Genomic DNA, 14,969 nt, shown 5'->3' on the forward strand with positions numbered 1-14,969 from the left:
AAAAAAATAAAATAGATCAAATCCAATTTGATTTGATCTATCAATCGTGCCTTTTAATGGAATGAATGATTCCGTAGCGTTTTGTTATGAAAAACTATTCGCTAGGCAGTCGTATGCCGCTCCAGTTGCTTACATCACATTGGCCATACTTATTCCAACCCAGGTGTTTACATCGACTTCTCCTGCTCCTCTATCACCCGCTCAACCCCAAATAGAATCAGCTTCAAACCAAAATCAAACGCCTCATTGGTCCCCATTAGCTCAAACAGCCCGTTCGTGAACATCCTGCGGAACAGTCCCGCATCCGTCTCGCTCATGGAGTCAAGAAGGTGAATCATCTCCTCACCTGGAAGCTCTACCTGGTCCTTAAGGATAGCGGAGACATTACGCTCATGCTGATAATCGTCTAGAACGAAGTAGAAAACATAGTTCACAAGCGTAGTAACCACTTGAAATTTCTGCTCTTGCTTAAGTGGCGTATATTCCACACAGAGCAGCATTCGGTTGGTGAACCGGATGATGTCTGGTTCATGAGGCAGTGTCATCATCATAATCTGCGTGGAGCAGGGGTATCGGCTGAGCACGCTCCGTACTGTTACCGCAAGCCCCGTCAACTGCTCCTTCCAGTCCCCCTCGGAATGAAACTCCTCTAGTATCATTTTCGACACCTGGTTTGCCAGACGTTGGTAGAGATTCTGTTTGTTCTTGAAGTACCAGTACAGAGATGGGGCCTGAATCCCAAGCCTGTCGGCCAATCGTCTCATGCTGAATTTTTCGATGCCCTCTTCTCCAAGAAGCTCCCATGAGGTTTCCAGAATCTTATCCTCAGAAATCTGAGGCTGTTGCTTTTTCATCGTTATCCGCCCTTTTATCTAACAGTGTAAGATTTTGCTTTACAGGTTTCTAGATTGATGATATCATCTAACACTGTAAGATGCAACCTTACACCGTTAGATTGAAGACCATAATATCTGATGAAAGTGGTGATCCATCATGGATAAAGAAACCCTCTATTACTTTGAAAAAGCACCGGTCACAAAAGCCGTAGTTCACTTTGCTGTACCGATGATGCTAGGCACATCAATGAATGTCATATATTCCATCCTGAATGCCTATTTCCTTGGTACACTCCACAATACTGCCATGTTAACCGCACTTGCACTAACCTTGCCGTTATTCGCAATCATTATGGCACTAGGCAACTTGATTGGCATGGGCAGCGGTACATTTATTTCCCGTTTACTTGGAGAAAAAAAATATCATGATGTAAAGCATGTGTCTTCATTCGCCTTTTACAGCAGTTTAATTCTAGGCCTAATCGTGATGGCCGTGGGTCTCCCGTTGATTGATTCAATCGTTCGTGACCTTGGGGCAACGCCTGACTCCTTTAAGTTCACAAAGGAGTATGTAACGATTATGCTTATTGGTTCTCCGTTCGTCGTATTATTCTTCACGCTGGAGAATATCGTTCGCTCGGAGGGGGCAGCAATCACGTCCATGATCGGTATGGTACTCAGTGTTGTAGTGAATATTCTTCTCGATGCGCTAGTCATTTTCGGCTTCCATTGGGGAGTGATCGGCGTTGCGTCTGCTACGGTTATTTCTAACTTGGTTGCGAGTTTATACTACGCCTTCCATATGGGATATAAGAGCCAATTCTTAACTGTCTCCGTAAAATGGTTTATGGTTACCAAGGACATTCTTAGCAATGTATTAAAAATCGGAATTCCCGTCTTTATTATGTGTATCTTTTTGGGGGCAATGTCGCTCATCTTTAACCATTTTCTTGTTGAATATGGAGATCAGGCCGTAGCAGCTTACGGAATTTCATCACGTTTATTGCAATTTCCTGAGTTTATTCTGATGGGCTTATGCGAAGGAGTCGTACCGCTGATTGCCTTCTCTTTTACAGCAAATAAATTGCGTTTGAAAAAGACTATTGGATTTACTTTTAAATCGATTGTGGCGTTAGCAGCCATGTTCGGCATCATCGTCTATTTGATTTCCGATCATTTAATTGGTTTATTTACTAATGACCCGCAATTAATTGAGATGGGCAGCTTCATTCTACATGTGACGTATTTATCCTTGTTCATTACAGGAATGACTTCATTGTTTACCGGGATCTTCCAAGCAACAGCGCAAGGAACTGCCGCATTTATTATGTCAATTATTCAAGGAATTACTCTGATACCTGTGTTGTTTATCGCCAATCAAATGAACGGCTTCCACGGGGTGGTTTGGTCACTAGTCATCGCGGATGCTGTCGCATTCCTTGTTGGAGCCATCATGCTGTTTGTTTTACGAAACAAATTGCAGCCGGAATTGGATATTTTAGTACAGTAGAAAACATTCAAAAAAAATAACCTCTTAAGTAAAGAATACCTAAGAGGTTATTTTTATTAATCTTCTTTCTCTATTTAACACCAGCTACCCAACCAGGGTGTGCTTGCATCATGCGCATCAATGGACTAGGAATGACATTATCTCGTGTCATATCCATTTCGGTAATGATTTCTTCCCCTGCAGTAATTTTTTCAACCCAATGCGGTTCAATTAATAATTCTCGGCCCAATGCTACTAGTTCTGCACCTATTTCCATAGCTTCTAAAGCATCTTGTTTCGTACAAATTGAACCTACACCGATAAGCGGGACACGTCCGTCAATGACACGATGGATTATTTTGACACGTTGTTCTTTTTCACCTTCATAACGGCGGGCTAATGAACGGAAATCTCCAAGTGAAATGTGTAAATAATCGAGTGGTTCATTTGCTAATCGATCAACAAGCTGTACTGTATCATCAAGGGTAATCCCCTCTTCTTCCGGCTCTTCCGGGCTGAATCGATAGCCAACGATAAATGAATCATCTGCGTATTGGTGTTTTATACGATTCACTTCTGTTATTACTTCTAATGGGAATCGCATCCGTTTTTCAAGTGTACCACCGTATTCATCTACTCGTTTGTTTGTTAGACCAGAAAAAAATTGTTGAAGTAGATATGTATTTGCACCGTGTATTTCAACGCCATCAAAGCCTGCTTCAATAGCGCGGCGGGTTGTTTCACCAAATGCCTTCACGATATCTTGAATTTCCTCCATTGTTAATGCACGTGCCTTGCCTCCATCTGCCGCAATTGTATCACTTGCACTGACAACATCGCCGTTTGGAACAAGTTCACGAGGCGACTGGCGACCACCGTGATATATTTGTAAAATCGCCTTGGCACCACCTTTATGTATCGCCTGTGCTACTTTCCGTAAACTGTTAATATATAAATCCGAATGTGTAGCAAATTGGCCCGGGAAGCCTTTGCCGTTTGCGATCACGTATGTACACGCCGTAATCACTGCCCCTACCCCATATGAGCGCTCTTCGTAATATGCTAATTCTTCATCCGATACTGTATCATCTGGATTTGCAGAATATGTCGTCATCGGTGCCATTACAATACGATTCCGAAGCTCGATACCATTCTCAAATGTAAATGGTGATAAATAAGTTGTCATTTTTCTTCACTCCTTATAATTTCATAGTAAACAAATCGCTTTTATTTGTAAAAAGGTCTGCTCTCACCATCAAGATTTTCGCATTTGCTTTTTTATTTTAGATTTAGGAAACACTCATCTATATTTTTTTCAGAAATATAAAAAATAGCCTCTTACGGTCATCACACCGAAGAGGCTACTTTTTATCAAACTTTATTACAAAGCCACATCAGATTAGCTCAAACCTATTTTATAGGCCACATTTTAATTGCGCACCACAGTTAGTACATGTATTGCAGCCGCCAATTTCTTTTACTTTACCTTTACGGCAAACTGGGCATGTATTGCCTACCTCAGAACCGATTGTGACATCAGTTGAACGAAGATCTGTGATAGTGTCTACTAAAACTACATGCTGCTTTGGTTTTTCAGTAAAAATAGACAGTTGTTCATCTTGATTTTCTTCGGCTTTCAGTGTTAACACCTGAGAATCACGAGAACCATCTACATATACGGTGCCGCCTTTTGCTCCACCGCGGTAAAGCCGCTCGTATACTTTTTCCACCTGCTCTACGCTATATCCCTTTGGAGCATTAACCGTTTTACTGATAGAACTGTCAATCCAACGCTGGATGACACACTGAACATCAGCATGTGCTTCTGGAGCAAGATCCATTGCTGTTACAAACCAGTTCGGCAGGTTATTAGGGTCAGCCTCTGGATGCATATCTAAATATTCTTGAACGATATCTGCTTTCACTTCGATAAATTTACCTAAGCGTCCACTTCTGAAATAAGAGAATGAGAAATAAGGCTCAAGTCCTGTGGATACGCCAACCATGGTTCCAGTCGATCCCGTAGGAGCAACCGTTAATAAATGCGAATTTCTAATTCCATTTTCCAAGATGGATTCACGGATGTCTTCCGGCATTTTTTTCATAAATCCTGTGTTGATAAAGGCATTGCGCAGACGATTGGTTTCTTCAAGAGTATCCCCTTCTAAGAATGGGAAGTTTCCTTTTTCCTTCGCCAATTCAACCGATGTTCTATAGGCGGTTGTTGCGATTGTTTCAAACACTTTATCAACTAGTTCATTACCTTCTGGTGAACCGTATTCTGTTTCACAGTAGATGAGTAAGTCATGCAAGCCCATTACTCCAAGTCCGACACGGCGTTCGCCAAGGGCTTGTTTTTTATTTTGCTCTAAGAAATAAGGCGTTGCATTGATGACGTTATCCTGCATCCGTACGCCAACAGCAACAGTTTGCTTTAACTTATCATAATCAACCGTTCTTGTTTCTTTATCAGCCATTTCAGCAAGGTTCACAGCTGCAAGGTTACATACAGAAAACGGGGCAAGTGGCTGCTCTCCACACGGATTTGTGGCTACAACCTGTTGACCATAAGCTTTTGCGTTGGTCATGTCGTTAGCATTGTCGATAAAGAAGATTCCTGGTTCTGCGGAGTATGTGGCACAAATGTTAATTAGGTTCCACAATTCCTTAGCTTTAATCTTCTTGTAGACACGTACTTTGTGGCCCATTTTTTCCCACTCACGCACATCTCCGACTTCATGCCATTTTTCATTGTAAATCTTCATTTCCTCAGGATCGTATCCCTCAACATATGGGAAACGAAGTTCATACTCACCGTCGTTTTCAACAGCATCCATAAACTCTTTGGTTAAACAAACGGAAATGTTTGCTCCAGTTAAGAACTCAGGGTTATGAACCGTATAATTTCCGCCTGTTGCCAGTTTTTCTTCTGCATCAGCGATAATCGACTCACTAAAACCGCCATAACCAGGAATGGTTTTGTAGTTCACAATTCCTTGGTACATCGCTGTTTCTTGCATTGTCAACGGAGTGAATTTTAATTTGTCTTTAGCTAGCTTTTTAATCGTTTCATCTTTTGTATTTTCAATTAAGAATCTGAGGATTCTTGGGTTCTGCATTTTTGAAATAATAAATTCAATAATATCAGGATGCCAGTCGGCCAGCATGATCATCTGGGCCCCTCTGCGGCTCCCACCCTGCTCAACCAAATGCGTCAATTTTGCGATATCATCCAACCAGGATACTGATCCTGATGATTTGCCATTTACGCCTCTGGCCAAGGTGTTTCTTGGTCGTAAGGTTGAACCATTTGTACCTACACCGCCACCGCGGCTCATAATTTCCATTACCTGCTTGCGATGGTCAGAAATGCCTTCACGTGAGTCTGCCACAAAAGGCATTACGTAGCAGTTAAAATAAGTAACATCCGTTCCCGCACCTGCTCCATAAAGAACACGGCCGGCTGGAATAAAGTTTGAGTTTACCAGCTCTTGATAGAACTTCTCCGTCCATTCAATCCGCTTATCTTCTGTTTCCTCAACAGCCGCTAGGCCAGTTGCAACTCGTTTGGCAATTTGCTCATAGAAAAGCTCCAAAGGCTTCTCGATAATATCAAGCGAGCGCCAAATCGCACCGGTTTCTACTTCTTGCTGATCATCCAATACGCCTCTGAATTCTTCTTCCACCAAAACTTGCGCTTTTTTATTCTCCCAATCAATTTCTAAGATGTATCCTAAGCCTCGTGCCGGGAATTTGGGATCTTCTTTAATCGTAAGAACAACAAAGTCGCCTTTTGTGAGGGTAATTTTTTCAGTATCTTTAAAGGTGTAGCGATCCAACATGACTAAACGCGAAACACCCTTGTGAGTTATTTTCATATCCGGGGTAACTGGGTGTACCTGGGGAAATAGATGGATATCCTCATTCAACCTTTCCACATCAATATTCATTTTTGGTCTAAAAACAACCGACATGAGAACAACTCCTTCAAATTAAAAATCTATATATATACGCTAGATTCTAGTATACTATGTCAATCTAGCTGACTCATGAATTAAGGTTAACAAGAAAAGAATAATAAATCAATATATAGTACCGAAAATATTTTCAACACCACTATATATTGTATCGAGAACAAATGAAAACTATTTTGTCAAACCTAAAAAAAACTAGTATTAAGAGAAAACAAAAGATATTCTATGATTTTCTACACAAAACAAGAAATTTTAACAAATTTCGCCGCTTGATTATTAAAAAAGAAAAATGATAAAAAGCAGAGCTTGCCGCTTCTCATCATCTTTTATAATTCCATTCATCGTTTTCATAACGATCTTTTGCTAGTTTTTGCACATAAGCGAGCTGTTCTTCTGTTAATTGATAGGGCTCCAGGTCTATATTTAGACCTTCTGCAAATCCTCTATAAAAAGCATCCTTTGCTTCATCGAGTGTGATTTTACGAGGACTTATATCATTGATTGCGACTGCCTTATCCCTGAACCCTTTTTTCATCCGTTCCTTTACCCGCTCATTTGGATATTTGAATAAACTAAACAGCTTATCCTCGTCCAAATCCAGTAGGATTGAACCATGTTGTAGAATTACCCCTTTCTGTCTTGTTTGGGCACTCCCTGCTACCTTCCGCCCTTCAACAACCAGCTCGTACCAGCTAGGGGCATCAAAACAGACTGCAGATCTTGGATTTTTAAGAGCATCGCGCTCTTCAGCCGTTTTTGGGACTGCAAAATAGGCATCCATCCCTAAATGAATGAATCCTTTTAAGATCCCTTCCGAAATTACACGGTAGGCTTCTGTGACTGTTTTTGGCATCTCTGGATGATCCTCAGAAACGATGACACTGTATGTAAGCTCGTGTTCATGGAGAACGCCACGACCGCCTGTAGGCCGTCTTACAAAGCCCAACTGATGAGCCTTTACAGCCTCCATATCAATTTCTTTTTCGACCTTTTGAAAATATCCAACAGACAATGTTGGAGGATTCCATCCATAAAAACGAATCACCGGTGGTATTTTACCCTCACTATGCCAATCAAGCAACGCTTCGTCCATTGCCATATTAAATGATGGTGCACTCAACCCTGTATCTATAAAAAGCCATTTCTCTTTTTCCATCCCCAAAACCTCATTAGTATAAATTTTATTCGAAATTTAGTCTACCAAAATCAGCAAGGAATTCAAAATAGATTGTTTCTGGTATAATTTTATTATAAGAAATTTACGGTTTCTTCTTTATCTTTGGAAGAAGGACTACTATAATAAAAACTAGTGTAGAAAAGCTTGAAAGGGGCAAGAAGAAGTGAATTCACTTTATACATTACTCGTCATCATTGGTGCTGTTATCATTTATACGGTTACAAACTACTTCTTTCAAAAACGAATTGTTAAAACGGTAACAGAAGAGGAGTTTCGTGCGGGTTATCGGAAGGCACAGCTTATCGATGTCCGTGAACCGAACGAGTTTGAAGGCGGACATATTTTAGGAGCGCGCAATATTCCTATGTCTCAATTAAAAACACGCATGAAGGAAATTCGACCTGATCTTCCGGTTTATTTATATTGCCAAAGCGGGATGCGCAGTGGTCGTGCTGCTCAATTTCTGCATAAAAGAGGCTATAAAGATCTTACCCAGCTTCAAGGCGGGTTTAAAAAATGGACAGGTAAAGTCAAAACAAAAAAATAATAGAATGTAGAAAAGGGATGGTCCACCGAAGTGAACCATCCCTTTTTATTATGCTTGATAGCGTAAAATTGGTTTTCGTGCTGCTGTTGTTTCATCCAACCGCCCAACAACTGTTGTATGAGGAGCTTCCTGGACGATTTCCGGATTTTCTTCCGCTTCCTTTGCTATTTGGATCATGATATCAACAAAGGAATCGAGTGTTTCTTTTGATTCTGTTTCTGTTGGCTCAATCATAATACATTCTTCCACGTTTAGTGGGAAGTAAATGGTTGGCGGATGGTAACCGAAGTCTAACAGGCGCTTCGCAATGTCAAGTGTCCGAACACCAAGTTTTTTCTGACGTCTTCCGCTTAAAACGAATTCATGCTTACAATGACGATCAAATGGCAAGTCATAATATTCTGCCAGACGACGCATCATGTAGTTAGCATTTAAGACAGCATATTCTGTGACAGCCTTTAAGCCATCTGGACCCATGGAACGGATATAGGTATAAGCACGAACATTAATTCCAAAGTTTCCATAGTATGGCTTCACACGTCCAATGGATTGTGGACGATCGTAATCAAATACATACTCTTCACCCTGCTTGGTGATGACTGGTTTTGGTAGGAAAGGAATTAGGTCTGCTTTAACCCCAACTGGACCTGAACCAGGGCCACCTCCGCCGTGTGGACCAGTAAATGTTTTGTGAAGATTTAAGTGTACCACATCAAAGCCCATATCTCCCGGACGTGCTTTAGAAAGTACTGCATTTAAGTTTGCACCATCGTAATATACCTTACCGCCTGCTCCATGGACGATTTCGGCAATCTCGACAATATGTTCTTCAAATAAACCGAGTGTATTTGGATTTGTCAGCATCAAGGCCGCAGTATCTTCCCCTACAACCCTTCTTAAGTCATCAAGGTCAACAAGGCCTTTTTCATTTGATTTAACAGTTATGGTTTCCAGACCTGCAACTGTTGCAGACGCCGGGTTAGTTCCATGAGCGGAGTCAGGAATAATTACCTTTGTACGTTTTAAGTCCCCATTTGCTTCATGGTAGGCACGAATCAACATTAACCCTGTCCATTCGCCATGTGCGCCCGCAGCTGGCTGAAGAGTTACTTCATCCATACCGGTAATTTCTTTTAAATGTTGCTGCAAATCATATAACAGTTCAAGGGCCCCTTGAACAGAGCTTTCATCCTGAAGTGGGTGTATATGAGCAAAACCATTAAAACGGGCAACATTTTCATTAATCTTTGGATTATATTTCATGGTACAAGAACCAAGCGGATAAAATCCAGAGTCGACTCCATGATTGCGTTTAGAAAGAGCGGTATAGTGGCGCATGATATCCAATTCAGATACCTCTGGAAGGAGCGGCTCCTCCTCGCGCAGATACCCCTCTGGAAGCAGACCTGTTACGTCAATCTCAGGGATATCCATTTCAGGCAGGCTGTATCCAATCCGACCTGGTGTACTTAATTCAAAAATGAGCTTCTGGTCTTGATTATGCATGCAAATCCCTCATTTCTTTTACAAATGTATCAATTTCTTCCTTTGTCCGTTGTTCTGTAACAGCTACAAGCATATGATTGGCAAGTTCAGGATCATCACGGCCAAGGTCATATCCACCGATTATGTCTTTTTCAAGCAGCAGTTGATTTACATCCTTCACAGGCTTATTTAATTTGACGACAAATTCATTAAATGAGTATCCATCATAAACAATTTCGAATCCAGCTTCTTTAAAAGCGTTTTTAGCGTAATAAGCCTTCTGAAGATTGGCTGATGCTATTTCACGTACACCTTTTTTACCAAGCGCAGTCATCGCAACAGAAGCAGCCAGCGCATTTAATGCTTGATTAGAACAAATATTAGATGTAGCTTTATCACGTCGGATATGCTGCTCACGTGCTTGCAGTGTTAATACAAATCCGCGGCGGCCTTGGTCATCTGTTGTTTGTCCGACAAGTCGTCCTGGAACTTTACGCATTAACTTGTTTGTAACTGCGAAGTATCCGCAATGAGGTCCGCCAAAAGCTGTTGGGATCCCAAACGGTTGGGCATCTCCCACGACAATATCTGCTCCAAATTTCCCTGGTGGGGTTAATAAACCTAGTGCAAGTGGATTGCTGGACACAACAAACATGGCTTTTTGTTCATGAATCACTTCCTCGAGCTCTTTTAAAGGTTCGATTCTGCCATAAAAGTTTGGATATTGAACAATGACGGTCGCAACAGAATCATTCACTAATTCCTTTAACGAATCAAGATCAGTAACGCCATCTTTTACTGGCACTTCTACTACCTCAAGATATTGACCTTTCGCATACGTTTTAAGAACCTCACGGGATTCCGGGTGTACTGCCTTTGATACTAGGATGGTTTTTCGTTTCATATGTCCGGCGCTTAACATGGCTGCTTCAGCAAGTGCTGTTCCGCCATCATACATGGAAGAGTTGGCGACATCCATTCCAGTCAGTTCGCAGATCATGGTCTGGAATTCAAAAATGGCTTGCAGCTCTCCTTGAGAAATCTCCGGCTGGTAAGGTGTATAGGCTGTATAAAATTCTGATCTTGATAGGACATGGTCAACGATTACCGGCATATAGTGATCGTATACACCTGCACCCAAGAAAGAGGTATTGGTTTTTAAATCAGCATTTTTACTTGCCATTTTAAATAGTTCCTTCATCAAAGAAGGTTCCGACTTAGCCGCAGTTATGTTATATTCACCTTTGAATCTCACTTTTTCAGGAATATCACTGAATAACTCATCGATGGTGGAAACACCAATTTTCTCAAGCATGGCCTGTTGATCTTGTTCTGTCATTGGTAAATAGCGATGTTTCATCTTTCTTACTCCCTTCTGCTATTTCTTTTCTTTTTTATAAAAAGGTGTCGGAATGACTTTAGCTTTTAATCGTTTTCCGCGAATTTCCACTTCTACTTCTGAATCAACAGCAGTAAATTCTGTTGAGATTAGGGCTAGACCAATATTTTTCTTTAATGTTGGTGACTGTGTTCCGGTAGTGACCACACCGATATGGTTAGTACCCGCATATACCGGGTAGCCATGGCGCGGGATACCGCGGTCAATCATTTCAATACCAACAATCTTTCTCGATAATCCCTTTTCTTTTTGTTGCACTAACGAAGTTTTTCCAAAAAAATCTTCCTCTTTTTTCAACTTTACTGCAAAACCAATACCTGCTTCTAATGGGGAAATTTCTGGAGATAATTCCTGACCATAAAGAGCCAAATTAGCTTCAAAACGAAGGGTATCACGAGCACCTAAGCCACAGGCCACCACTCCATCTTCTTTTCCAGCATCGAGAATTACCTTCCAAAGGTCAACGGCATCTTCAGATGAACAATAGATCTCAAAGCCATCTTCTCCGGTATATCCTGTTCTGGAGACCAAGGTTTTTCTTCCATTTATATCAACTTCCTGTTGAAATTTGAAAAAGCCAATTTGACTTAAATCTGCCTTGGTCAACCTCTGTAACACAGTTTCTGCCAGCGGACCTTGGAGGGCAAGCTGAGCCATTTTTTCTGATAAGTTTTTTATTGAGACGTCACCTTCAATGTGTGCTTCTAGCCAGCTATAATCTTTTTCGATATTAGATGCGTTCACTACAAGGAGGTAATGGTTATCCTCAATTTTATAGACAAGCAGATCATCTACTGTCCCCCCGTTTTCATAGCACATGGCTGTATATTGGGCACCACCGTTAGGGATCTTTGAAATGTCGTTTGTCATCATTTTTTGTAAATAGGCCAAGCTGTCAGTTCCTTTTACTTCGACTTCACCCATGTGGGACACATCGAATAGACCAGCTTTCGAGCGAACAGCTTCGTGTTCTTCCTTAATGCTGGAGAATTGTACCGGTAACTCCCATCCACCAAAATCAATCGTTTTCCCGCCATATTCTTTATAAACCTCGTAAAGCGGAGTACGTTTTAATTCAACCACTTAATCATCCCCCTTAAAATTCAAATCATTATGAAACTGCCTTTTTCAAAAGACACAAAACCACTTTTTCAATCACTGGAAATTCTTTTTCCAAATGAGAGGACACAAAAAAGGACAGACACCCCCCTTTGTAAAAAAGAAGGTCCCTGTCCTTTCACCTGAAAGTTTACCTTTGATGGCTTTCCCCTTTGGTGGCTGCACGAGGCAGCGCTCTCCAGAGCCGCGTCAAACAAGAGTTCTTTTGCCTGAGAGATTCACATTACATGCTTGCTCCTTCGGCGCTACCAAGGTAGTCTCTCCTCTTGTTGTCATCCGCATTTATAATATTTTCCAAATTGGTGATACTAAACATACTTATAAAATTTATTTGCTAATGCAAATATTTGAAACTTTCAAAGCTATTATCATCCTACCATTAAAGCAATGCTTCGAGCAATCATTTTTTAGTGCTGAACAAGTATTAAAAGGAGATGAAAATATGAAGGTTGAAATTGAATTTGATTCCTCTTGGCAGGATGATTTTTTACATAGAGTCGAGCATGATGGACCATGGGGAAACTGGGAGCTTTTTAAGTTGGCGATTGAGGTGGAGAAGCATTTGGTGATTCCGGATTTTGAAGGTTTGCAAGCCCCTTCACATCTTCCCAACTTAACTCCACTCCCTCATCAACTTGAGACAGCTAAACAAGTTATTGAAAATATGAATGGCAAAGCCATTCTTGCTGACGAGGTTGGATTAGGAAAAACGATTGAAGCAGGATTAATTTTAAAAGAATACATGATTCGCGGCTTGGTAAAGAAAGTACTCATCTTAGTCCCTGCATCATTAGTCACCCAATGGGCTCAAGAATTAAACAGCAAATTTTTCATACCAGCCATTACTCAACGAAAAAGCTATGTTTGGGAAAGTTGTGATGTTGTTGTGTCTTCCATCGATACAGCCAAGCGGAATCCACATCGTGATATCATTTTCCAGCAGGACTATGATCTGATTATTATTGATGAAGCACATAAACTAAAAAATAATAAAACCAAAAACTACGAATTTGTTCAAAGTCTTAAAAAGAAATTTTGTTTGTTATTGACAGCAACTCCCATCCAAAACCGAATAGAAGAGATCTTTAACTTGGTATCACTATTAAAGCCGGGTCACTTAGGAAGTGAAACTACTTTTTATGAAAAATATAAACGGGATTCTCGCTCGTTAAATGATGATGAACATCTAAAAGAGTTGGTAAATAAAGTCATGATTCGAAATCGGAGGGCCGATACCGGGATTGAGTGGACGAAAAGACATGTGGAAACCATCCCAATCGAATTTACTCAGCCTGAAAAAGAGCTATATGAATCCATCACATCTCTAAGAAACGAAGGCGATTGGGTTCAGGCGAGCAGCTTTTCAGTGATGACTTTACAGCGCGAAGCATGCAGCAGCAGGGAGGCCGTTTTTTATACGCTTAAAAATATGCTTCAAAAAAAGGAGAGCCCTTCTCGTGCCTATGAAGAGCAAATTGAATTTTTAATAAAAAAAGTGGAAGCTGTGCAAGCCAATTCAAAAGCAGAAAAGGCACTTGAACTAATACAAAAGATCAATGATAAAGTGATTATCTTTACAGAATACCGTGCTACTCAGCTTTATTTACAATGGTATTTAAAGCAGCATGGCATTACATCAGTGCCATTCCGAGGTGGGTTTAAACGCGGAAAAAAAGACTGGATGCGGGAATTATTCCAAAAGCATGCTCAAGTCCTTATTGCTACTGAAGCAGGCGGCGAAGGAATTAACTTACAATTTTGTCATCATATCATTAACTTTGATTTGCCTTGGAACCCGATGAGACTTGAACAGAGAATTGGTCGGATTCATCGCTTGGGTCAGGAAAATGACGTGATGATCTATAATTTTGCTATCAAAAATACCGTCGAGGAACATATATTAAAGCTTCTTTACGAAAAAATTGAACTATTTGAAAAAGTAATTGGGGAGCTTGATGATATATTAACAAAGCTGGAGTTTGGTAATATTGAGGATCATATAATGGATATTTTCGGAGGTTCTAGCACTGAAGGTGAGATGCGGATCAAAATGGAAAATTTAACCTCAATGATAGAATTTGCAGAGAGTATGAAGAAAGGAGAATCCCATGCAGCAGCAGGAAATTCATAATTTTCTTTTAAAGTATTTCCAAGCGAACGAATGCCCGATCCTAGATAATGCCCCAGGCTATTTAGATGTCCAATTAACCATTGATTTAGATAAAGAACTGATGAATCGCCCCTTTTACTGGCACTATTTAGAAAAAACAGGCGGCGTTCCTAATCCAATGAAGCTGACATTAATTACGAATCCAGAAGCAACACCTGATCACATAAAAGGTGAAACGATTCATTTTGGATCTCCAAGATTGCATCAAATCTTCGGCTCAACCAAAAATTTATCAAGATATATTCGTCTTTATGAAAATCATGGCCACGTCAAAAGTCAAACTGCTTTGATGCCCTGGTTATGTATGAATGTCAAACTATCCTACCAATGTGATCGGAAGCGTGATGTGTTCAAATCAATTGGTCTACAATTGATTAACGGAATGATGGTAGAGAATTTTCATGAACGTCTGCTGAACATTTCCTTAACACCTAAAATTCCGGATTACTCCTTCACTCTTTCACCATTAGTAAAACCAAAAAGCGGAATGGTACGAATCGAAAATTATCTTAAATCAATCATTGAAACAGAGGATCACTCATGGGCTGATAAAGCTAGAGAGCGGTGGGATAAGGATTTAAAATTACTGGAGCATTTTTATGAGGATGTAGAAGAGGAAAACGAAAGTTATGAGACAGAAAAACAGGCCTTAAGAGAACAGTATGAACCAAGAATCCATATTTCATTTATTAATGGCGGTCTTTTTTATTTGACAGAGAATGCCGTTTAAAAAAGAAGGCTCTGTAAAACTTGTCCGTTGATTTCCGCTCCAG

General features: G+C 40.6%; 11 protein-coding genes and 1 riboswitch. Of the genes, 4 read left to right on the plus strand and 7 right to left on the minus strand.

From position 1 onward, the window contains the following. Window positions 1-167 precede the first annotated feature (167 nt). The gene (locus V7083_RS05785) at window positions 168-854 is read right to left on the minus strand and encodes a TetR/AcrR family transcriptional regulator (RefSeq protein ID WP_335476306.1); all 687 of its coding nucleotides are present in this window, start codon (window positions 852-854) and stop codon (window positions 168-170) included. A gap of 139 nt (window positions 855-993) precedes the next feature. Here V7083_RS05785 and V7083_RS05790 point away from each other — a divergent pair, with 139 nt between their 5' ends. Beyond that, entirely contained in the window at window positions 994-2,346 is a 1,353-nt protein-coding gene (locus V7083_RS05790) for an MATE family efflux transporter (protein ID WP_335476307.1), read from the plus strand. Window positions 2,347-2,416: 70 nt separating this feature from the next. Here the strand turns inward: V7083_RS05790 and V7083_RS05795 are convergent, their stop codons facing one another. From V7083_RS05795 to V7083_RS05805, 3 genes are all read right to left on the minus strand, one after another. Next, window positions 2,417-3,511: an NADH-dependent flavin oxidoreductase gene (locus V7083_RS05795; RefSeq protein ID WP_335476309.1), complete on the minus strand. Its 1,095-nt coding sequence runs from the start codon at window positions 3,509-3,511 to the stop codon at window positions 2,417-2,419. 229 nt (window positions 3,512-3,740) lie between these two features. Continuing rightward, entirely contained in the window at window positions 3,741-6,299 is a 2,559-nt protein-coding gene (locus tag V7083_RS05800; protein ID WP_335476311.1) for a vitamin B12-dependent ribonucleotide reductase, read from the minus strand. Between the two features lie 319 nt (window positions 6,300-6,618). Then, entirely contained in the window at window positions 6,619-7,455 is an 837-nt protein-coding gene (locus tag V7083_RS05805; RefSeq protein WP_335476313.1) for a lipoate--protein ligase family protein, read from the minus strand. 184 nt (window positions 7,456-7,639) lie between these two features. On the opposite strand from V7083_RS05805, the gene V7083_RS05810 reads away from it, so the two are divergent. Then, the gene (locus tag V7083_RS05810) at window positions 7,640-8,023 is read left to right on the plus strand and encodes a rhodanese-like domain-containing protein (RefSeq protein ID WP_335476315.1); all 384 of its coding nucleotides are present in this window, start codon (window positions 7,640-7,642) and stop codon (window positions 8,021-8,023) included. Between the two features lie 48 nt (window positions 8,024-8,071). Here the strand turns inward: V7083_RS05810 and gcvPB are convergent, their stop codons facing one another. The 3 genes from gcvPB to gcvT are packed head-to-tail and all read right to left on the minus strand — an operon-like array spanning window position 8,072 to window position 11,990. Beyond that, window positions 8,072-9,529 (minus strand): aminomethyl-transferring glycine dehydrogenase subunit GcvPB, encoded by a 1,458-nt coding sequence (gene gcvPB / locus V7083_RS05815; RefSeq protein WP_335476317.1) that lies wholly within the window; start codon window positions 9,527-9,529, stop codon window positions 8,072-8,074. Then, the gene (gcvPA, locus tag V7083_RS05820; RefSeq protein ID WP_335476319.1) at window positions 9,522-10,868 is read right to left on the minus strand and encodes an aminomethyl-transferring glycine dehydrogenase subunit GcvPA; all 1,347 of its coding nucleotides are present in this window, start codon (window positions 10,866-10,868) and stop codon (window positions 9,522-9,524) included. Before gcvPA ends, gcvPB begins: the two co-directional genes overlap by 8 nt. 18 nt (window positions 10,869-10,886) lie before the next feature. Beyond that, window positions 10,887-11,990, minus strand: coding sequence for a glycine cleavage system aminomethyltransferase GcvT (gene gcvT, locus V7083_RS05825; protein WP_335476322.1), 1,104 nt, complete (start codon window positions 11,988-11,990; stop codon window positions 10,887-10,889). 223 nt (window positions 11,991-12,213) lie between these two features. Then, a riboswitch (glycine riboswitch) is annotated at window positions 12,214-12,302 on the minus strand. A gap of 166 nt (window positions 12,303-12,468) precedes the next feature. On the opposite strand from gcvT, the gene V7083_RS05830 reads away from it, so the two are divergent. Both V7083_RS05830 and V7083_RS05835 read left to right on the plus strand, forming a co-directional pair. Further along, window positions 12,469-14,157, plus strand: a complete 1,689-nt coding sequence (locus tag V7083_RS05830) for a DEAD/DEAH box helicase (RefSeq protein ID WP_335476324.1) — start codon at window positions 12,469-12,471, stop codon at window positions 14,155-14,157. After that, complete coding sequence (locus V7083_RS05835; protein ID WP_335476326.1) at window positions 14,135-14,926, plus strand: YqhG family protein; 792 nt, start codon at window positions 14,135-14,137, stop codon at window positions 14,924-14,926. Before V7083_RS05830 ends, V7083_RS05835 begins: the two co-directional genes overlap by 23 nt. Window positions 14,927-14,969: the final 43 nt, after the last annotated feature.

The organism is Bacillus sp. JJ1764 (assembly GCF_036962145.1).
GTDB lineage: Bacteria > Bacillota > Bacilli > Bacillales > Cytobacillaceae > Neobacillus.